Origin of the sequence: Thalassolituus alkanivorans (assembly GCF_020447205.1) — a bacterium.
GTDB classification, from domain to species: Bacteria; Pseudomonadota; Gammaproteobacteria; order Pseudomonadales; family Oceanobacteraceae; genus Venatoribacter; species Venatoribacter alkanivorans.
In genome coordinates this window covers 17,089-36,979 of record NZ_JAJAEL010000005.1, presented here as the reverse complement: position 1 = coordinate 36,979, position 19,891 = coordinate 17,089, and the positions used below count along the sequence as shown (strand labels likewise).

The following is a 19,891-nucleotide window of genomic DNA, read 5'->3' as shown; positions in this document are numbered from 1 at the left end:
GTCACACCTCCCGTGCCGTCATACGTGCTGCAAACAGATCAAGCTGCTCATCCAGTGCAGGTGGCCATTCGGCGTACAGATGGTCGAACATGGCCTCTGCTGCCTGCGCTGGTGTTGCCAGATACTGCTCAACGGCCTTGCTGACAACCGTATGGCAGTGATCCTGCCAGCGCGCATCCATGGCTTCGTTCCAGGCGCCCTGAGTTGTCAGGAACTGACATAAACGCCGAACCGGCTCCCGCTCCCAGGCGGCTTTAACTTCATCATCGGTCCGGTAACGGCTGGCATCATCGGCGGTGGTGTGATCCCCCAGGCGGTAGCTTACCGCTTCAATCAGCGTCGGCCCCTTACGGTGCCGTGCCCGCTCCAGTGCATCGCCGACCACATCCAGCATGGCGATAATATCGTTACCATCCACCTGCACGCTGTGTATACCCGCACCCCAGCCTTTTTGGGCCAGCGTGGGGGCTCCGCACTGTGCAGCACGCGGCACCGAAATCGCCCACTGATTATTGTTGATCACAAACACCACCGGCAGATGCCAGGTACCGGCCAGGTTCAGTGCTTCGAGGAAGTCACCTTTAGAAGTTGCACCATCGCCCAGGGTGCAGAGTACGGCCTGTGGTTGTTTACGGAACTTCAGTGCAGCCGCAGCCCCGACTGCATGGCCACACTGACTGGCAATCGGCACACAAACCGGTAAATCCTGTGCCGGGCCAGCATGACTGCCACGCTCATCTCCTCCCCAATACAGCAACAGATCGTGCATGGCCGCACCACGGATAAGCTGAGTGGCATGATCACGGTAATAAGGAACAAAAATATCCTGTTCTTCCAGCGCCAGGCCACAGGCAACGCCAATGGCTTCCTGCCCGACAGAAGATGGAAAAGTGCCAAGCTGACCCGTGCGCTGCAGAGCAACCGCCTTCTGATCGAACATCCGCGTCAGCATCATCCATTCATAGGCACGCAGCAAAGGCTCAGGCTCATGGGCCCAGAGCGGAACTTCCCGCACCGGTACGCCATCTTCACCAAGATACTGCACCATGGCTGCAGCATGAACACCAGGAACATTACCCATAACACAACCCTCCCTCAGCGCCGGTAGCGCAGGCACACTTGTCAGTGGTACAGATAAATGTGCGAGCCCGGTTGCCCGGCCAGCCACTCAGATACAGACAGGAAAGAAAACAGAACAGAAGCCGCACGCCATCCGCAGCGACGCGATACGTCATACAACTGACAAAGATCTGTCTGGCGACAGACTGACAAAGCAAATGAAAACGCATCCTGCACCTCCGGCTTTTGGCCTGAGTCCGCCTGACGGGCGGCTAATTGAACAGGTGCATCCGCCCTGCTTTTGGCAGAACAGACACAGTTAATGTGTAGCCGAAAAAAGACCAGCCAGAAAGGTGAAAGACCACTTTGAGCTAAACAATACGATGGCAAATAGTGTGATCGAATATAAGACGATCTGCTCTGCGGCGTATTCCGTGCTTACGCCCATAGCCGTCAGCCCATGAAACCATTAGAGTACGCGCTTATTTTTTCTGGCAATTACACCCATGGCGCTGAAAGCAACCATTTATAAAGCCGAACTGAATGTGTCCGACATGGACCGCAATCATTACCAGACTTACAACCTGACCATTGCCCAGCATCCGTCAGAAACCACCGAGCGGATGATGGTACGTCTTGCCGCTTTTGCCCTGAACGCCGGTGAGCAGCTGGAATTTACCAAAGGCCTCAGCACCGATGATGAACCGGATTTATGGGCACACTCTCTGAGTGATGAAATAGATCTGTGGATTGAGCTCGGCCAGCCCGATGAAAAACGCATCCGCAAAGCCTGTAACCGTGCAAAACAGGTCATTATTTACGGCTACCACGGACGTGCCGCGCAATTATGGTGGCAACAGATCGAAAACAGCTGCCGGCGTTTCAATAATCTTCAGGTGGTGGATTTTGATGCGGCCGCCATCGAACAACTGCAGCAATTAACAAGCCGCACCATGCGTCTGCAGGCCAGTATTCAGGATGGCATGTTGTGGCTGGGTGACAGCAGCCAGACCATAGAAATCGGTATGACGGTGTTACAGGAAAGCAGCCGCTGATCAGCGCGTCTGACTCAGAATGGTCTCCAGCCGACCATCCGCAGCCATTCTGCCGAGCGCCTCATTAAAACGACGACGTAACTCGGTACCTCGTGTTGTCGGCTGGAAGGCAAAAAACACCGAATGAGTGCTGAGTGGGCTGGCCGCATCGTAATGCACCAGGTGGCCGGCATTCTCCTCACTGACCGCACGCAAAGCTGACTTTTCATCGCCAACAAATACATCAATGCGGCCAGCCAGTAGTTTTTTGATGCTCTGCGGGTCGGTAATAGTGCTTTGATAATTGGCGCCTGGCACCGATAAAACATCGCTGGAATAACTGAAACCAGAGGTATAGCCGATACGTTTACCAGTCATATCTTCAACTCTGGTTACCAATGGTTCGGTAACGCGGGTGAAGGCAAAAACACGCTTGCTGTACACCGCCGTTGTTGCCAGATATGGCGAGTTCATCGACAGATCAATCGCCGGAAAAATAACATCCAGATTCTGCTCAGCAAAAACCTCGCGCACCCTTCGGGTCGGGAAAAGGCTGATCACCAGCTCCTCGCCGGCTTCAGCCGCAACCGCTTCTGCGAGGCGGATAAAAACACCCCGGGTTGCCGACTCAACCATCAGCGGGATTGTAAAAGTCCCCATGCGCACAGACTCTGCCTGTAGCGGCATGCATACCGCCAGTGCCAATAGCGCTGTCAGGGTCAGACGATAATATTTGATCACGCAGCCCTCAATCATGATCCTGCGCTCCCGCATGAGGTCTTCTGGCCATGATATTGGCCAGAGTGCCACTGTCTTGAAGACGTTGCAGAGCCGCATTAATCTGCCCGGCGAGAATATGGCCTTCCTGATCCGCCCGGAAGGCATAAAACGTATCCTGCCTGCTCAGTGGCCGTGCCGGATCATACTGCACCCGGCTGACAGCCCCCGCCTGCTCCAGCGCGCGCAGACCGGAATGTTCCTCCACCACAAACACATCAATACGCCCGGCCAGCAGCATCTGTACATTCTGAATATCGGTATTGGCACTCATAAACTGAATACCCGGCTGCCCGGTCAATAAAGGCGAATAAGGATAACCTGCGGTAATACCTACCCGCTTGTGCTGCAGCTGCTCCGGAGTGCTCAACACCGGTTGCCCCTTCAGAGTGAAGGCAAAGTCATCTTTGCTGTAAATACTGAGACTGCGCTCATAAGCCACTGGCATAGTGACGCTGAGCGCCGGAAACAGGCCATCCAGATTGCCCTGCTCAAATTCAGACAAGGCACGCTTGGCGGGAAAGACAGTAATGTGGATATCCAGCCCGGCTTCGGCAGCCAGAGCACGGGTCAGATCGATGAAAATTCCCTGCTGTTCAGACTCCACCATCAGCGGAATCGGAAATGTGCCAAACACCAGGGGGCGCGCGGCCGACACGGCAGAAAGCGCCTGCAATACACAGAAAACAATCAGTAATTGGCCTGTGCGCATAACCTGTCCACAACCGAAATGAAGAGGTCATGCTACATCAGAATCCGCGGGGTTACTAACGCCCTGCCGGCATACAGCAGCGCTTATATTTTTTACCACTGCCACAGGGACACGGGCTGTTTTTATGTGGCGCGGCATCACGCCTCAGATCCGCCAGATTCTGCTGATAAAAATCACTCAGATACCCATAAAGCTGCGGATGCTTTTTTTTCAGCAGCTGGGGGCGTTCAAAGAAGTATTCCGACGCCACAGCAAAAAATTCGGCCTGATTGGTTGCACCGTATTCAGGAATACCGGTTTTGCTCTGCTCCATTTCGCCAATTTTTTGCTGAACCAGACTGAACCAGGCATCACTGGTACGATAATTTTCCAGCCGCTCCGGAAAACCATCCAGCGCACCATCAGCCATATCCACCAGGTGGACAAATTCATGAATGCCAACATTGTGCTTATCTTTCTGATTGGCAAAACCGGCATGCAGATCGGGCTTACTCAGCGCCACTTTTCCCGCCATAGGACCGGTTCCGACCATGCCGGTAATTCGCGAATCCGGAGCGCCACACTGAAACTCTGGATTAAACGCTGCCGGCAGTAAAAAAACCGCCCGCACATTAAAATAATGCCAGCCCGGAAAGCCCCAAACCGGAATCACCGCACTCGCGGCAACCAGCAGGCGATCTTCATCGGTAACCTCAACATCGACACCACCTTCAACCGCAGTGGTCGCCAGAAACAGCTGACAACGGTGCTCAAATTCATGCCGCTGCGACTCATCCAGACGCTGATAAAACGCCACGTGCGACAACAGAAAATCAGACCATTCCGGCTGCCACACAGGTAATACCTTAACCTCGGGTTTCGCCCAGATTGCCAGTTTATTTAACAGCCACTGCCACATTGTGTATTTATCCCTGTTACTCAGAACATATATCCGAGACGCAACGTTGATACCGCCATATTCGGATACCAGGTCAGAACGTCTTCGGCCTGACGTACATCATCACGCTTGTCTTCATCAGCCAGATCAGCAGAAGAACGGGTAACCTCACCGGACACCGGCACCACCAGAGTCAGCCAGTCGACCGCCAGCGTCCATGGCCCCTGCTGCCAGTGATTGGCAATACTGAACTGCGCCATATGGGTATAAGCTTCAGTGCGGATTCCCTGATCTGTCAGCGGAAAACCATACACTTCGGGATCAAGATACACTTCATTGGTGCGATAAACATAACCACCGCTAAGATTAAAACTGTTGCCGAAAAAGCGACGCACCAACAGGCCTGCATGACGTTCTTTAAATCCGGCGAGTTTTAACTTAGAAAAATTCACCTCAAAACCACTGTTCATATAGGACAGTCCCAGCTGCCACTGGTCGCTGAGATTGACATTCAACGCCACGCCCTTAGCTGCCGGAAAAGGCAGCGACACCAGCGAAAATGCTCCGTCAATGCCAACATGATGACTCGCCCGGAATTCCCGTGAGGTTTCGGCATGTAAGCCGGAAGCACAAACCATCAGCATACCGGCCAGGGTGATACGAATTCCCTTTCTCATTATTTTTCAACTCTCAATTTTTAATAATTCAACATCAAAGATCAGCAATGAGCCGGCCGGAATGGTTCCGGCACGCTGATTGCCATAGGCCAGATCGGCCGGAATAAATAAACGTGTTTTTTCACCTTCCACCATCAGCTGCAAACCTTCAGTCCAGCCGCGGATAACCTGATTCAGGCCAAAGGCAATGGGTTCGTTACGCACCACAGAGCTGTCAAACACCGAGCCATCCAGCAAGGTGCCGTGATAATGCACCAGCACCCGGTCGCGCGGGCCCGGGTGTTTCTCACCAGTACCCGGTTCCAATACCAGATATTGCAGACCGGATGCGGTTTCTTTTACGCCATCCTGCTTTTTATTTTCCGCCAGAAATTCAGCACCCGCTGCAACATTGTCAACCGCGCTTTTGCCACTGCCCATACCGGCACGACGTAATGCATAGAACAACAGACCTGCAATGATCACTACCAGCAAAATATTCAGCATACGAACTCCCGGAGCAATAAAATAATCGGGCATTCTAGCGACTGGACGTCATCAGTACCATGCCGTTTAATGACCTTCGGCCGAATAACAGGAATATCACTATGCCAACCGTTCACAGCGCAGCAGAACCGCGCCCAGCCATCGTTTTTATTCACGGCATGTGGTGCGGGCCAGAGGTGTTTGAGCCCTACCGGCAATTTTTTACTGAGCGCGGTTACCAGTGCCATACCCCGGCATTACGTCAGCACGATATTCAGGACAACGAAAGCACAGCGCTTGGCCAACTCAGTCTGCGCGATTATGCCGCCGATCTGGAGGCTTTTATCCGCACCTTGCCACAGCGGCCGGTGCTGATTGGTCACTCTATGGGAGGATTGCTGGCGCAAATGCTGTGTGCACGCCAATTAGCAACAGCTGCGGTGTTAATTTGCCCGGCATCACCGGCCGGCGTACACGCTCTGACAGCATCCGTTGTGCGCAGCTTTTTTACAGTGATGACACGCTGGGGTTTCTGGAAAAAGCCCAACAAACTCTCCCCGGCAGCAGCGCGCTACGCCCTGTTTAATCGTCTGCCAGATGACGCCGCACAGGATGCTTATCAGCAAATGCGCCATGAAAGTGGCCGCGCCGCCTTCGAAATTGGTTTCTGGTTGCTTGACCGGAATAAGGCCAGCCGGGTTGATGAGCGCAAAGTTACCCAGCCGTTACTGGTCATCTCCGGCGCCGACGATCACATCACCCCCGCAGCCATCAATAAAAAAGTCGCAGCGCGCTATACCAACGCCGAGTATCGCTACTACACCAACCATGCCCACTGGCTGATTGCAGAACCCGGCTGGCAAAGCATTGCCGGAGATATCGCGGACTGGCTTGAGCAGAAGCACGGGCAGAGCGCATAAAAAAACGCCGCAGATGCGGCGTTTTTTACTGAATTGTGCATCAGTAACGCGACAGTTCTTTATCATCCTTAAATAACTTATCGCCGACGTTCTCAACCTTTTTCAGAGCTTCCAGCGAGTTTGACAAAAACTCCCGCTCATACAGCACCACTACCACCAATGCTGCTGCGGCAATAAACGCCCAGGGATGGATAAACCAGGTCAGGATGGCGAGTGAAAAATAAAAAGAGCGCAACCCGTAGTTATAACTGCGGCTGGCCTGATCAATGATTTTAGCACCATAAATCGCAAAGCTGCGGCGTTCAGCCGCGGTTACCGAATCATCGCCCGGTAACGGGGCTGCACCCACCAGAACGGAGGCAAAGCCAAACTGGCGCATCGACCAGGTAAAGGTGAAGAAGGCATAAATAAACACGCCGATTAAGGTCAGGATTTTCAGTTCCAGCGCCAGTAAGGTATCGACCACCGCAAACGAGACTCCGGACAACATGCCCTCAACTTTATCGACGGCCGTCAGCGCAGTCAGCAAACCCGCAAGAATCAGCACACAGGAAGAGGCGAAGAAATTAACGTTACGCTCAAGATTGGCCAGCAGAGCGGCATCGCCCACCCGCACTTCGCGCTGCAGCAGGCGCCTCATCCAGTTGATGCGATGTACATGCAAAACAGACGACAGAGAGGCAGAGGTTTTCGCTTTGTACTTGGCAAACTGGGTATAGGCTACCCAGCAACCGATAAACCAGGCCAGGCTGAGCCAGTTAATTAAACCAATTTCCGACATGCAGCCATTCTCCAGATAAATCACAGTACAAAGATACGTCAGCATAACCGGATTAAAGCCCGGTATGAATACACCCGTACCGCAAGCCTGACTAAGTAGTTTTACCAGTCAGGCAGAACAACTGACAGGAAAGTTCTGTGTTTATAAAGATAACGATTGAACTGCTGCCGCTTTCTGCAATCATAGCGCTGCGGCAGCAACTGCCGTCTAAAGACCTGAGCAGGAAAGGCCTGACCAGTAATGATCAGAGCGATCACAATAACGGAGAGCAATATGAGCAAGAAAACCAAGGCACTGGCTGGCCAGCCGGTACGGCGTAACCTGCATGCCTGTGCAGCCATTATGCGCAAAGGTGGCGTACACGAAACCACGACCAAGGCCAAACGTAATCAGGCCAAACGGCAACTGAACAAGGCAATGCGTGAGGGGGGCAACAGCTCCCCTTTTTATTGCCTGTTATTTACCATCATTGCCTGAGCGGCTTACCTCCCTACCCGACCCTATCCCCGAACGGCTTATCGCTCCGTTCTTACCTTTCACCGCTCCGCTCTCTGTTTTAACCACTCAACCAAGCGCTGAATTTTAATATCCGACAACTGGCGGTAATCAAAATACGGACACACCACAATGCCCGATGATTGATGCAGGGCAAAGTCATTATCCAGCCAGATCAGTTCGGTACTTAAACCCAGAGTCTGGGCATAGCCTTTAGCCAATAATAAACGGATTTTTGTCGTATCCCGGTTCAGCTCCGGCGGCGAAAACAATAACGCCTGGCCACTGCCCGCCTGCAATAACTGCTGATCGCGCAGATCCTGCCAGCGTGTATAGCCAGACACGTCCTGATTGTTATCTCCGTTAATACCGGTCTGCTGCAATGCAAAGATCAGCTTGGCGTACACATTAAAAATCTTGCGCCAATGATTGCCGGTTTCGCTGGCAATACGGGCAATATCTCCGCGCTGCAGCGGCTGCATTATCTGCAGTTGCTGGTATTCCGCCAGCGGCGGACGGTTGGCGATAAATACCTGAATACCGGCGTCAGCATCGCCGAGGCCAATTCTCTGCTTACTCATATTGAGCGCTGATTAACCCGCTTCATTAATTCTTCCGCGCTTTCTTTGCGCTCAGAATAACGGTCCAGCAGGTAATCGTTGCGGTCGCGGGTTAACAGCGTAAATTTCAGCAGCTCTTCCAGCACATCGACAATGCGGTCGTAATACGGTGACGGTTTCATACGGTCGTTATCGTCAAACTCAGCCCAGGCTTTGGCTACCGACGACTGGTTCGGAATGGTCAGCATCCGCATCCAGCGGCCTAAAATGCGCATTTGGTTCACCGCATTAAACGACTGTGAACCGCCGCATACCTGCATCACCGCCAGCGTTTTACCCTGCGTAGGCCGCACTGCACCCATATTCAGCGGAATCCAGTCAATCTGTACTTTCATAATGCCGGTCATGGCACCGTGGCGCTCCGGTGAGCACCACACCATGCCTTCACTCCAGTTCACCAGTTCGCGTAATTCCTGCACTTTCGGGTGGCTGTCGTCACTGTCGTCCGGCAGCGGCAAACCGCTGGGATTAAATACCCGGGTTTCGGCCCCCATGGCCTCTAATAAGCGCACACTTTCTTCCACCACCAGCCGGCTGAACGAACGGCTGCGCAGCGAGCCGTAGAGCAACAGAATCCGCGGCTTATGACTCGCCGCCTGGCGGGAAAATAATTCATCAGCGGCCGGTACTTTAAATAACTCCGGTATCAGGTTCGGTAAATCGCTCATGGCTTGTCCTCATTCACCTTTGTTTTTATTTACCAAGTGCCGCTGGAAACCAATGGCGGGTTTTATTGGCGAAGGCCACCAGCGATAACATCACCGGCACTTCCACCAGCACCCCCACCACCGTCGCCAGCGCTGCACCGGAATGCAGTCCAAACAGCGAGATGGCCACCGCAACCGCCAGTTCAAAGAAATTACTGGTGCCGATCATGCACGCAGGCGCGGCAATGTTATGCGCCAGACGCATTCTGCGGGCGATAAAATAGGCAATAAAAAAGATGCCGTAAGTCTGCAGCATCAGCGGAATGGCAATCAGCAGAATGTCAAACGGTTTGGCGACAATGGTCTGCGCCTGCAGGGCAAACAGAATCACCACCGTACTGATCAGACCAAGAATGGAGAAGGGTTTTATCGCCGCCATAAAGTGCGTCAGGCGCTCGGTATGACGATCGGCCGATAACCACTTGCGGGTCAGTACCCCCGCTACCAATGGCAGCACCACATACAACAGTACCGAGATCAGCAGGGTCTGCCACGGCACCTGAATATCGGATACGCCGAGCAGGAAAGCAGCAATAGGGGCAAAGGCAAAAATCATAATCAGATCGTTAACCGACACCTGCACCAGGGTGTAATTGGCATCGCCTTTGGTTAACTGACTCCAGACAAACACCATCGCCGTGCACGGTGCGACGCCGAGCAGAATCATCCCGGCAATGTATTCACTGGCGGTCTGGGCATCGACCAGCCCGGCGAAAAAGACTTTAAAAAATAACCAGCCCAGCAAGGCCATGCTGAACGGTTTAATCAGCCAGTTAATCACCAGCGTCAGCAGCAATCCCTGTGGCTTTTTACCGACATTTTTAATAGCCGAAAAATCAATCTGAATCATCATCGGATAAATCATCAGCCAGATTAATACCGCCACCACCAGATTTACCCGCGCCACTTCCAGCGCCGCAATACTGGCAAACAGATCAGGCAATAACAGCCCAAGCACCACACCCAATACCATGCCGGCGCCTACCCACAGGGTTAAAAAACGTTCAAAAATACCCATGATTCAGACTCCGCTCTGCTGCTGAAATAAATGCTGAATATCGGCCGCTGTTTTATCCGACCAGTCGATGGCGCTGAGCGCACGAATACGCTCACGTAAAACAGCCGCTACCTGATTAAACGCCGCGCTCTGTTCGGCCTCCGGTAATTTTGACGGATCAGGTAATCCCCAGTGCACTTTGAGACTGCTACCCATCCACAGCGGGCAGGCCTCTCCGGCGGCACTGTCGCACACGGTAATCACCACATCCGGGGCGAAATCTGCAAATTCATCCCAGCTCTGGCTGCGCAGATCATCGCTGCGGATTCCCTGCTGCTGCAGAAAATTCAGCGTACCCGGATACACCACACCCGCCGGCTGACTGCCGGCGCTGCGCACCTCGAAAACGCCGCCACTTTCTGCGCGGCAAATGGCTTCCGCCAGAATGCTGCGGCAGCGGTTATGGGTACAAACAAATAGCAATTTCATAAAAATATCCGGATAGGCTCAGCAACAGGAAGACGAATTTGCAGCAGTCAGGGCACTGCAGCGTTTGACGTAAGGGGCAATAAAATCATGATTAGCCGCCAGCGTGGTGGCGATCACCTCCCCGGCCCATGGCGGCAGTTGCGGATGCAGACGGTAATACACCCACTGGCCGCGTTTTTCACTGCTGAGTATTTGCGCCGTGCGTAATTGCGCCAGATGGCGGGAAATTTTCGGCTGGCTTTCTTCCAGCGCCGCCATTAAATCGCACACACACAGCTCGCCATGCTGTTGCAGCAACAGCACCATCACCAGCCGGGTTTCATCATTCAGACACTTGAACAGGGTTAACGGGTTCACGACTCTTACCAGCAGAAATATCTGGAAAATCATATATATGTTTTTTCATATATACAATCACCAAACGCATCCTGACCCGGATGCCACCTTCAGCGGTCTTCCCAGCCCTTACATTCCCCCGCTTTTAGAGGTAACTTGCCTGCTTCTGATAATAAAAAGCGTTGCCGTTAGCAGGGTTTATCGACCCTAACGCAGCAGCCCAAAAGAAAATAACAAGGAGCCCAGCGATGACAGCCACCAGCCCTGATACGGCCACACCTCATTTCGATCTGATTGTATTTGGCGCCACCAGTTTTGTCGGCCAGATTCTGACCCGCTATCTGGCGGAAACCTACGGCCTTAATGGCGAACTGAAATGGGCCATTGCCGGCCGTTCAGAAAGCAAACTGCAATCGGTGCGCGGCAGCCTGGTGCCGGTACTGGGAGACGAGGCCAAACACCTGCCGATTCTGCTGGCCGATGCTGCGCGCGATGAGCAGGTGCGCGCCCTGTGCGAACAGACCAATGTCATTGTCTCCACCGTTGGCCCTTACGCCCTGTATGGCGAACCGCTGGTCAAAGCCTGCGCTGAAAGCGGCACCGACTACTGCGATTTAACCGGCGAGCCACAGTGGATCAAACGCATGCTGGAAAAATACGAAGCCAGCGCCAAAGCCTCCGGCGCACGCATTGTGCATTGCTGTGGCTTCGACTCAGTGCCTTCCGATATGGGCGTCTACTTTCTGCAGGCCGAAGCGCAAAAGGCCTGGAACGGCAAAACCGCCAGCCGCATTAAAATGCGCGTAAAAGCCGCCAAAGGCGGTATGTCCGGTGGTACCGTGGCCAGTATTATCCAGCTCACCAAAGAAGTGATGGCCGATCCGGCACTGCGTAAAGAACTGGCGAACCCCTATTCCCTTTGTCCGCCGGAGCACGGTTTCCGCGCCCGTCAGATCAACCAGAAAGGTGTTGAAAAAGACACCGACCTGCTCAGCTGGTCTGTGCCTTTTATTATGGCCGCCATTAATACCCGCGTGGTGCACCGCTCCAACGCCCTGCGCAACAAACTCTATGGCGACAACTTTATGTACGACGAAGCCATGCTTACCGGCGGCGGCGCCAAAGGCTATGCACTGGCGGCGGCACTGGTTGGTGGTATGGGCACCTTTATGATCGGTGCGGCGTTAAAGCCCAGCCGCTGGCTGCTGGAAAAATACGTACTGCCCAAGCCCGGTGAAGGCCCGACACCAAAACAGCAGCAGGAAGGCTATTTTGATATCCGCTTTATCGGCCGCAGCGACGATGGTCAGACCATCATTACCCGCGTAAAAGGCAAAGGTGACCCGGGTTATGGCTCCACCGCCAAAGTACTGGGTCAGGCGGCCAGTGGGCTGGCGCTTGATTTTTACCGCGACGGGAAAAAATGCGATCGCGAAGGCGGCTTCTGGACTCCGGCCTCCATGTTTGACGAGCGTTTTATCCAGCGTTTACAGGAAAAAGCCGACCTGACCTTCGAAGTTCTGGCCTGAAACTCCAGCAGCATCAACCGCTTAGCATCCTGCTGAGCGGCGGATGCTGCGGCTCCCACCGATTCCATCTGCCCCTTATCTGGGGTATAACACGCCGATGAAAATACCAAAACGATTACAACCCCTGGTGGATGATGGTCTGATCGACGAAGTCATCCGCCCGCTGATGAGTGGCAAGGAAGCTTCTGTTTACGTAGTACGCTGTGGCGACGAGATCCGCTGCGCCAAAGTGTATAAAGAAGCTGATAAACGCAGCTTTAAACAGGCTGTGCAGTATCAGGAAGGCCGTAAAGTCCGTAATTCAAGGCGTCAGCGCGCCATGGAGAAAGGCTCAAAATTTGGTCGCAAACAGCAGGAAGATGCCTGGCACAACGCCGAAGTAGAAGCGCTGTATCGTCTGGCCCGCGCCGGCGTACGGGTTCCTGCGCCCTATGGCTGTTTCGACGGCGTATTGTTAATGGAACTGGTCACGGATGAGGCCGGTAACGTAGCACCACGCCTGAACGACGTCGCCATGAGCGAAGAGCAGGCGCTGGAAGATCATTACGAAGTCATGCATTACGTTAAATTAATGCTGGTCGAAGGTCTGGTACACGGTGATTTATCCGAATTTAACGTTCTGGTCGACGATTACGGTCCGGTGATTATCGACCTGCCGCAGGCCGTAGATGCCGCCGCCAATAACCATGCCCGCAGTATGCTGCAGCGCGACGTCGACAATATGACCAATTACTACGCACAGTATGCGCCGCAATTAAGCGCTACACGTTATGCGCAGGAAATGTGGGCATTATACGAAGAAGGCGAATTACTGCCCGACACCGAACTCAGCGGCGAATTTGCCGACAGTGAAGAAAGTGCCGATGTGGCTACCGTACTGGATGAAATCAAAGCCGTACTGGCTGAAGAAGAAGCACGCCGCGCACGCCTGAAAGAAGCAGAAGAAGGCGACGACTGATAAACAACGTTATTTTTTAAAAATATTCAGGCACAAAAAAAGCGAACCTAAGGTTCGCTTTTTTTCTCTCAGATATTTAATTCTTTATCGTCCCGTCGGACAGATAAAGACAAATACTTACAGAGGGATAATGTCTTCTGCCTGAGGACCTTTCTGGCCCTGAGTAACAGTAAACTTAACTTTCTGGCCTTCAGCCAGAGTTTTGAAACCAGTACCAGTGATCGCTTTGAAGTGAGCGAAAACGTCTGGACCGTTTTCCTGTTCGATGAAACCAAAACCTTTAGCTTCGTTAAACCATTTTACAGTGCCGGTGATTTGATTAGACATAATCAATATTCCTGTTTTTTCAAAAGTTGGATGGCCAGATGGCCGGTATGCTGGAAGATGTACAAATAACTTATGAAAAACAAAACAGGATGAAGAGCTTCTGCAGATTGCTCAGAGACTGAGACAACATTGCGGGGCGGACATCAAGCGGTGACCATAAATATAAGGACGAACTAACAAGCTGGGGGCAGTCTATACCTATCCCCCACCCTGTCAACGTTTATTTTTCGATCAGTTCAGAATACTGTCCGGCCCCAGCGGCACAATCCCCGATGGGTTAAGCGCTTTAACCGAATAGTAACCCGCCTTGATATGATCGATATTCACCGTTGCCGCCACGGACGGTAAGGCAGCAATACGCTGCATATAGCTCTGTAAAGCCTTCATACTGCGCAGCGTATTACGGTTACACTTAAACAGACCGTGATAGGCCGCATCAAAGCGCACCAGTGTCACAAAAGTGCGGATATCGGTTTCTGTTAAAACATCACCCAATAAATACGCCCTGCCATCAGACAACTGACTTTCCAGCTCATCCAGCATCGCGAACACACGCAGATACGCTTCTTCATAAGCTGCCTGCGATGAAGCAAAACCGGCCTGATAGACGCCGTTATTCAGCTCTGTGTAAATGCGCGCATTCAACTCATCGATTATCCCCGCCAGCGCCTGCGGATACAGATTCAGCGTATTACCGGTCAGATGATCAAAAGCACTGTTCAGCATGCGGATGATGTCGGCCGACTCATTATTCACGATGGTGCCGGTCTTTTTATCCCACAGCACCGGCACCGTCGCCCGACCGGTAAACTGGCTGTCAGCACGGCTGTACAGTTCATGCATATACTGTGCGCCGTTAAGCTCATCGGTATTGGCACCCGGATAACCACCAAAGGCCCAACCCTGCTCCGTCAATACCGGATTCACCACACTGACGCTGATCAGTTTCTGCAGTTGTTTTAACTCGCGCACCATCAGCGTACGTGACGCCCATGGGCAGATATAAGCCACGTACAGATGATAACGCCCGGCTTCGGCCTTAAAGCCGCCATCACCCGTTGGCCCGGCACTGCCATCGGCGGTGATCCAGTGGCGGAATGACGATGTCTGACGGATAAAACGCCCGTCTTCATCTTTTGCCTGCACCGGCTGCCAGTCGGCAGTCCACACACCATTCACTAACATAACGACCTCCCGCCGCACGATTAACTGAAAAAGAAAGCCCGCCAAAGCGGGCTTGAGAATGCCTTAAACTCAGCGCAGACGCTCCGCCAGCACACGGTCAACCGACAGTGCACCACCGCCCTGAATCGCCAGCGCAACGGTTACTGCAAACAGGGTCAGCGCGTATTCGTAGCCGTTATTGCTCATAAACAGGCCATTGCTGATATGCACACTGAAGATCGCGATCAGCATGGTAAAAGCACTGACCAGAGCCGCCGGACGGGTAAGCAGACCGAAGACCAGCGCCAAACCACCGAAGAACTCGGCACTGCCAGCCAGTAAGGCCATCAGGTAACCCGGTTCCAGACCGATACTGGCCATCCATTGTCCGGTACCTTCCAGACCGTAACCACCAAACCAGGCGAACAGTTTTTGCGAACCGTGAGCGGCCAGAATCAGGCCAACAGGAATACGCAGGGCCAGTGCGGCCAGACCTGCATTGGTGTTCAGTACGCGTTGAATAAGTTGAGTGTTCATAATGTGCTCCCGCTGAGATGCGTTTGGGCTGAGGGGAATTCCTCACTGCTTGAATACACTGTAGTTGTTTTCATTTTGGCGATAAATATCGCTATCATTGTTTAATTATCAACAAAATGAAGACAAACCATGGATCGCATCGACAGCCTGAAAGCCTTTGTTGCCGTCGTCAGCGAGGGTTCCTTTGCCCGAGCCGCCGAACGGCTTGATCTGAGCCCGCAGCTGGTCAGCAAATACGTGTCGCAACTGGAAGCGCATCTGAATACCCGACTGCTTAACCGCACCACCCGTCAGGTCAGCATTACCGAGGCCGGCAACGCCTGTTTTCAGCGCGCGCAGCAGATACTGGCCGATATGGATGATCTGGAAAATCAGCTCGGCGAGCTGCAGAACACAGCGCGCGGCGTATTACGCATCAGCGCGCCGGTATCCTTTGCCATCAGCCATCTGGCAAAACCGCTCACCGAATTTCAGGCGCAATGGCCGGATGTACGCATCGATCTGCAACTGAACGATCGCAAGGTGGATATTATTGAAGAAGGTTTCGATATTGCCCTGCGCATCGGCCGCCTGCAAAGCTCGTCACTCATTGCCCGGCACATCGCGCCAATAAGACTGGTGACCTGCGCCTCACCGGACTATTTAAAACAGTACGGAACCCCACAAAGCCGCGCAGAGCTGAAAGACCATCGTTATCTGCATTACAGCTACGCCACGGAAGAAACCATTCTGGTGCCCGGGGCCGGTTTAAGCGGCCAGCTTAACAGCGCCTTTCAGGCGAATAACGGTGATGTATTAACCCAGGCAGCCATTAACGGCGCAGGCATTGTGGTACAGCCCACCTTTATTGCCGGGCCAGCGATCCGGGAAGGAAAACTGCAGGTGATTTTACAAGGCTCAGAACCTGAAGCCATCGGCCTGTATGCGGTGTATGCGCACCGCCAGTTATTATCCGGCAAGGTACGTAGTTTTCTCGACTTTATCAGCGATTATTACGGCGACACGCCCTACTGGGATAATTTTTCCTGACGACCGCTCGCCTGCAATAAAAACGGGAGCCGCTGGCTCCCGTTTTTAATTCGCCGATAAAGCTTATTGCAGATTAATACTGTAAACACCAAAACCATCGGCATCGGTGCTGTTATAGGTAACAGCGGCGTTACCGGCAGCAAAGGCTTTTGCCGAGTCTTTTGCCGAACTTCTGAACACCACACTGGTATTGCTCAGCGAGGTAAACGACCAGTTATTATCAGCTGATGGATCAAAACCCGTTACCGGATTCTGTTCGGTCATGGCGATCAGATAATCGGCAACGGTCTGACGATTTTCATTCGGTGCATCAATTACAATTTTATCGCTGCTGACGCCAGGGAAATGACCACCACCACCGGCACGGTAATTGTTGGTGACCACCAGAAATTCATCGGTATCGACAATAGCGGCATTGTTATAACGGACATTTTTAATACGGTTGTGCGCCGCGTCAATCAGATTACCGGACACGTCGTAACGCGCTTCCTGACTGACATCAATCTCGTAGGTAATGCCGTCAATCACATCAAAGTTATAACTTGGGAAACTGGCATTAATCAGTTCAGAACCTGAGCTGCCAGGCACGATGGTATTAAACTGACCGGCTGACATTTCCAGCCATTCTTTAACGTCCGCACCGGTGAGCTTCATCACCTTCAGCGTGTTCGGATAAATATACAGGTCGGCCACATTACCGTATGACACATTACCCGCACTCAGATCGGTAAAATCATCGGCGCCACCACGCCCGGCGCGGAACGGCGCACCGACCGACAGAATTGGCAAACTGGCATACTCCGTACCCGCAACAATCGATTCCACGTACCAGGTCTGGGCATCGGTGACGACCTGAATAGACGGATCATCCTGCACCAGTGCAAAAAAGCTGTTTACCGGTGCCGAGATTTTGGCAAAAGGCTCACTCACCCACTGGCGTACATCGGCATGATCCGCCGCAACAGCCGCTTCAATGCCGGCATGATTCGCCACCAACGAGGTAACAGAGCGGTCCGGATTGCTCTGCGAAATGGGTTTAAGGGTCGACTGGCTGTCGCTTACCTGCCACTGACCATCCGTATTCAGCGCCAGCGTCATGTCGATATAACCCAGATATTTCCCCCAGTAACCAGGCATAACCGCCGGAATACCGTTTAATGTTCCCTTAACATTATCGATACCGGCAACGTTATCGTAACCGCTGTCACCCGGGAAATTACGATGCGCATGGCCGAACATAATGGCGTCAATACCTTCAACCTGCGACAAATAAAGGCTGGCGTTTTCTTCGCCGCCGCTACGGGCCTCGGTGGTAATACCGGAGTGCGCGATGGCAATAATAATATCGGCACCTTCCTGCTTCATTTGCGGAACATAGTGCCTGGCCATATCGACGATGTCTTTGGCAATTACCCGCGTTTCCAGATTATTTTTATCCCACTGCAGAATCTGCGGTGGCACAAAACCGATATAGCCAATGGTCAGGGTGTGGGCCAGACCTTCGCTGTCCAGCACCTGCTTATCCTGCAGCACATAAGGCTTAAAGTAAGGAATATCGTTCGTGCTGTCGTTGTCGGCATCATCAAAGAAAACGTTGGCGGAGATATAAGGAAAACCGGCATCGTCCAGTGCTTCTTTCAGGAAAGGCAAACCATAGTTAAACTCATGGTTACCGATGTTCGCCACGTCATAATCGAGCAGGTTCATCGCTTTATAAATCGGATGAACCTCATTGGTATTCAGCCCCTTAACCTTGGCAACATAATCACCCAGCGGGCTGCCCTGCAGTAAATCACCGTTATCCACCAGTACGCTGTTTTTCACTTCTGCACGGGCGGCATTGATCAGCGACGCCGTTTTCACCAGACCGACCGTGTCGTCCTGCGCGTTCTGGTAGTAGTTGAAATTCATGATATTGGCGTGCAGGTCGGTGGTTTCCATTACCCGCAGGATAACGGTAGCAGCCTTGCCAGCAGCATCTGTATTGCCGTTATTGCTATTGTCGCTGTTGTCATCGTCAGAACCACAGGCCGAGAGCCCCAGAGCAACGGTAGAATACAGGGCCAGACGGAGAAAAGGTGTACGGGTCGGTTTCATGGATCGGGCTGTCCTTAGTAGCAGAAAGCCCATGACACTAAAAGAGTTTAATGACAGTAAAGTTAATAGAAAATAACAGAATTAAGTCTGCGCCATGACAGCACAGCCAATAGAATTTATCTGTCAGAAACAGCAACACAGATAAACCAGACTGCAAGTGACACCAGTCACCTGCAGTCGCGCTTATACCGCGTCAGACTCATAGCAGAAGGTTAATGCCTGAGAGTTGATGACTAAGGGTTAATGACGGAAAGTTGAGGAAGAAAGCTGATCACGATAAGGCTTCCTGACGGCTGAGCCAGACCTCAAGCCCCTGCGCATTAAGCTGGGCATCAGTCGCCAGCCAGCGCCAGCGGAGGGCGTCATCCAGCGCCGGATTCAGCTCTCGCGCACGGGCCATCAGCCAGTCAAGAATGGCAGCGGCCATACGTTCAACCCGCCCTTCTTTGTGCTCTTTTTCGGCGCTGGCAATAGCTACAAAGGCATCCAGCGACGCCAGCAGTTGCGCCACATTGGTGTTATCAGCAGCAACCGGGCCGTAATGGGTGAGATACACCGCCGCAGGTTCCAGCGCAGCAATCCGCTCAATACTGGCACGCATAGCCTGCGGATCAAAATGCACCGGCGTGGTGGTCACAAACAACAGCACATCACCCTCTGCGGTATCAAAAATACGGTATGACACACCAAAGGTGTCGCCGCTGAACAGCGCATTGCTCAGCGAATCATGAATACACACATGGTGCAGCGCGTGTCCCGGCGTATCGAAAAAGGTAAAGGTACGGCCATTAAAGTTCAGCGTAAAACCTTCGGCCGCCTCAACCACCCGCTCTGCGCTCACCGGAATTAACGCACCGTATAATTTGCGGTAATTTTCTTCGCCGTACACCGCCATGGTGCCGGCTTCGAGTTTTGCCGGGTTAATCATATGTGCCGCACCGCGCGGATGAACCACCAGTTTGGCGTTCGGGCATTGTGCCATTAACGCCCCGGCACCAGCGGCATGATCGAGATGAATATGGGTAAGAATAATCCAGTCGAGATGCTCAGGCGTTAACCCCAGTTCGGCAATCGCTGCCAGCACATGCGGCACCGTATGGGCAGTGCCGGTTTCAATTAACGCCAGACGATCCCCCTGACGGATTAAATAGACACTGGCCAGACCGTGCGCGACGTAATCGGCGTCGATCTGCATAATGCCCGCCGGATGCTGAATCATAATACTCTCCTCTGTTTGACTGACAGACTAAACAGCCCTGACGCTGTATACCATGACACATTAGTCGGCTGTCAAAAGTCGGCTA

At 52.8% G+C, this 19,891-nt stretch carries 23 protein-coding genes; 6 read left to right on the top strand and 17 right to left on the bottom strand.

Annotation, left to right across the window (positions count from 1 at the left end):
• Position 1: 1 nt before the first annotated feature.
• Positions 2 to 1,081 (bottom strand): pyruvate dehydrogenase (acetyl-transferring) E1 component subunit alpha, encoded by a 1,080-nt coding sequence (gene pdhA, locus LGT44_RS01190; RefSeq protein WP_230330891.1) that lies wholly within the window; start codon positions 1,079 to 1,081, stop codon positions 2 to 4.
• 484 nt (positions 1,082 to 1,565) lie between these two features.
• Here pdhA and LGT44_RS01185 point away from each other — a divergent pair, with 484 nt between their 5' ends.
• Positions 1,566 to 2,114: a YaeQ family protein gene (locus LGT44_RS01185; RefSeq protein ID WP_225692515.1), complete on the top strand. Its 549-nt coding sequence runs from the start codon at positions 1,566 to 1,568 to the stop codon at positions 2,112 to 2,114.
• Here the strand turns inward: LGT44_RS01185 and LGT44_RS01180 are convergent, their stop codons facing one another.
• The 5 genes from LGT44_RS01180 to LGT44_RS01160 are packed head-to-tail and all read right to left on the bottom strand — an operon-like array spanning position 2,115 to position 5,622.
• The gene (locus LGT44_RS01180) at positions 2,115 to 2,849 is read right to left on the bottom strand and encodes a substrate-binding periplasmic protein (RefSeq protein WP_230330890.1); all 735 of its coding nucleotides are present in this window, start codon (positions 2,847 to 2,849) and stop codon (positions 2,115 to 2,117) included.
• The gene (locus tag LGT44_RS01175) at positions 2,842 to 3,582 is read right to left on the bottom strand and encodes a substrate-binding periplasmic protein (protein WP_230330889.1); all 741 of its coding nucleotides are present in this window, start codon (positions 3,580 to 3,582) and stop codon (positions 2,842 to 2,844) included. Before LGT44_RS01175 ends, LGT44_RS01180 begins: the two co-directional genes overlap by 8 nt.
• 55 nt (positions 3,583 to 3,637) lie before the next feature.
• Complete coding sequence (locus tag LGT44_RS01170; RefSeq protein WP_230330888.1) at positions 3,638 to 4,480, bottom strand: M90 family metallopeptidase; 843 nt, start codon at positions 4,478 to 4,480, stop codon at positions 3,638 to 3,640.
• Between the two features lie 20 nt (positions 4,481 to 4,500).
• Positions 4,501 to 5,136, bottom strand: a complete 636-nt coding sequence (locus LGT44_RS01165) for a hypothetical protein (protein ID WP_145468176.1) — start codon at positions 5,134 to 5,136, stop codon at positions 4,501 to 4,503.
• Positions 5,137 to 5,142: 6 nt separating this feature from the next.
• The gene (locus tag LGT44_RS01160; RefSeq protein WP_230330887.1) at positions 5,143 to 5,622 is read right to left on the bottom strand and encodes an FKBP-type peptidyl-prolyl cis-trans isomerase; all 480 of its coding nucleotides are present in this window, start codon (positions 5,620 to 5,622) and stop codon (positions 5,143 to 5,145) included.
• 101 nt (positions 5,623 to 5,723) lie between these two features.
• Here LGT44_RS01160 and LGT44_RS01155 point away from each other — a divergent pair, with 101 nt between their 5' ends.
• A complete protein-coding gene (locus tag LGT44_RS01155; protein WP_230330886.1) occupies positions 5,724 to 6,521 on the top strand; it encodes an alpha/beta hydrolase in 798 nt (265 codons plus the stop codon).
• Positions 6,522 to 6,561: 40 nt separating this feature from the next.
• On the opposite strand, the gene LGT44_RS01150 is transcribed toward LGT44_RS01155, so the two are convergent.
• Positions 6,562 to 7,347: a DUF599 domain-containing protein gene (locus LGT44_RS01150; RefSeq protein WP_222428527.1), complete on the bottom strand. Its 786-nt coding sequence runs from the start codon at positions 7,345 to 7,347 to the stop codon at positions 6,562 to 6,564.
• A 228-nt stretch (positions 7,348 to 7,575) separates the two neighbouring features.
• On the opposite strand from LGT44_RS01150, the gene LGT44_RS01145 reads away from it, so the two are divergent.
• Positions 7,576 to 7,779 (top strand): hypothetical protein, encoded by a 204-nt coding sequence (locus LGT44_RS01145; protein ID WP_230330885.1) that lies wholly within the window; start codon positions 7,576 to 7,578, stop codon positions 7,777 to 7,779.
• A 59-nt stretch (positions 7,780 to 7,838) separates the two neighbouring features.
• On the opposite strand, the gene LGT44_RS01140 is transcribed toward LGT44_RS01145, so the two are convergent.
• Genes LGT44_RS01140 through LGT44_RS01120 form a run of 5 tightly spaced genes read right to left on the bottom strand, consistent with a single transcriptional unit; the run spans position 7,839 to position 10,967 of the window.
• Positions 7,839 to 8,378 carry a DUF6942 family protein gene (locus tag LGT44_RS01140; protein WP_230330884.1) on the bottom strand — a complete coding sequence of 180 codons (540 nt, stop codon included), beginning with the start codon at positions 8,376 to 8,378 and terminating at the stop codon, positions 7,839 to 7,841.
• Entirely contained in the window at positions 8,375 to 9,085 is a 711-nt protein-coding gene (gene arsH / locus LGT44_RS01135) for an arsenical resistance protein ArsH (protein WP_230330883.1), read from the bottom strand. Before arsH ends, LGT44_RS01140 begins: the two co-directional genes overlap by 4 nt.
• 25 nt (positions 9,086 to 9,110) lie before the next feature.
• The gene (arsB, locus tag LGT44_RS01130; RefSeq protein WP_230330882.1) at positions 9,111 to 10,142 is read right to left on the bottom strand and encodes an ACR3 family arsenite efflux transporter; all 1,032 of its coding nucleotides are present in this window, start codon (positions 10,140 to 10,142) and stop codon (positions 9,111 to 9,113) included.
• 3 nt (positions 10,143 to 10,145) lie between these two features.
• Positions 10,146 to 10,610 (bottom strand): arsenate reductase ArsC, encoded by a 465-nt coding sequence (locus tag LGT44_RS01125; protein ID WP_230330881.1) that lies wholly within the window; start codon positions 10,608 to 10,610, stop codon positions 10,146 to 10,148.
• A gap of 18 nt (positions 10,611 to 10,628) precedes the next feature.
• Positions 10,629 to 10,967, bottom strand: coding sequence for a metalloregulator ArsR/SmtB family transcription factor (locus LGT44_RS01120; protein ID WP_328296327.1), 339 nt, complete (start codon positions 10,965 to 10,967; stop codon positions 10,629 to 10,631).
• 227 nt (positions 10,968 to 11,194) lie between these two features.
• Between LGT44_RS01120 and LGT44_RS01115 the strand changes: the two genes are divergently transcribed.
• Together LGT44_RS01115 and LGT44_RS01110 are read left to right on the top strand one after the other, a co-directional pair.
• A complete protein-coding gene (locus tag LGT44_RS01115; protein ID WP_145468159.1) occupies positions 11,195 to 12,475 on the top strand; it encodes a saccharopine dehydrogenase family protein in 1,281 nt (426 codons plus the stop codon).
• Positions 12,476 to 12,572: 97 nt separating this feature from the next.
• Complete coding sequence (locus LGT44_RS01110) at positions 12,573 to 13,433, top strand: PA4780 family RIO1-like protein kinase (protein WP_225692803.1); 861 nt, start codon at positions 12,573 to 12,575, stop codon at positions 13,431 to 13,433.
• A 117-nt stretch (positions 13,434 to 13,550) separates the two neighbouring features.
• Here the strand turns inward: LGT44_RS01110 and LGT44_RS01105 are convergent, their stop codons facing one another.
• From LGT44_RS01105 to LGT44_RS01095, 3 genes are all read right to left on the bottom strand, one after another.
• Entirely contained in the window at positions 13,551 to 13,760 is a 210-nt protein-coding gene (locus tag LGT44_RS01105) for a cold-shock protein (protein ID WP_145468155.1), read from the bottom strand.
• A gap of 231 nt (positions 13,761 to 13,991) precedes the next feature.
• Positions 13,992 to 14,945 (bottom strand): glutathione S-transferase family protein, encoded by a 954-nt coding sequence (locus LGT44_RS01100; RefSeq protein ID WP_230330880.1) that lies wholly within the window; start codon positions 14,943 to 14,945, stop codon positions 13,992 to 13,994.
• Positions 14,946 to 15,014: 69 nt separating this feature from the next.
• Entirely contained in the window at positions 15,015 to 15,461 is a 447-nt protein-coding gene (locus tag LGT44_RS01095; protein WP_145470538.1) for a DoxX family protein, read from the bottom strand.
• Positions 15,462 to 15,590: 129 nt separating this feature from the next.
• Here LGT44_RS01095 and LGT44_RS01090 point away from each other — a divergent pair, with 129 nt between their 5' ends.
• Positions 15,591 to 16,490 (top strand): LysR family transcriptional regulator, encoded by a 900-nt coding sequence (locus LGT44_RS01090; protein WP_230330879.1) that lies wholly within the window; start codon positions 15,591 to 15,593, stop codon positions 16,488 to 16,490.
• Between the two features lie 63 nt (positions 16,491 to 16,553).
• Here LGT44_RS01090 and LGT44_RS01085 read toward each other — a convergent pair whose 3' ends face one another.
• Positions 16,554 to 18,587 carry a bifunctional 2',3'-cyclic-nucleotide 2'-phosphodiesterase/3'-nucleotidase gene (locus LGT44_RS01085; protein ID WP_230330878.1) on the bottom strand — a complete coding sequence of 678 codons (2,034 nt, stop codon included), beginning with the start codon at positions 18,585 to 18,587 and terminating at the stop codon, positions 16,554 to 16,556.
• Positions 18,588 to 18,858: 271 nt separating this feature from the next.
• Complete coding sequence (locus tag LGT44_RS01080; protein WP_230330877.1) at positions 18,859 to 19,806, bottom strand: MBL fold metallo-hydrolase; 948 nt, start codon at positions 19,804 to 19,806, stop codon at positions 18,859 to 18,861.
• Positions 19,807 to 19,891: the final 85 nt, after the last annotated feature.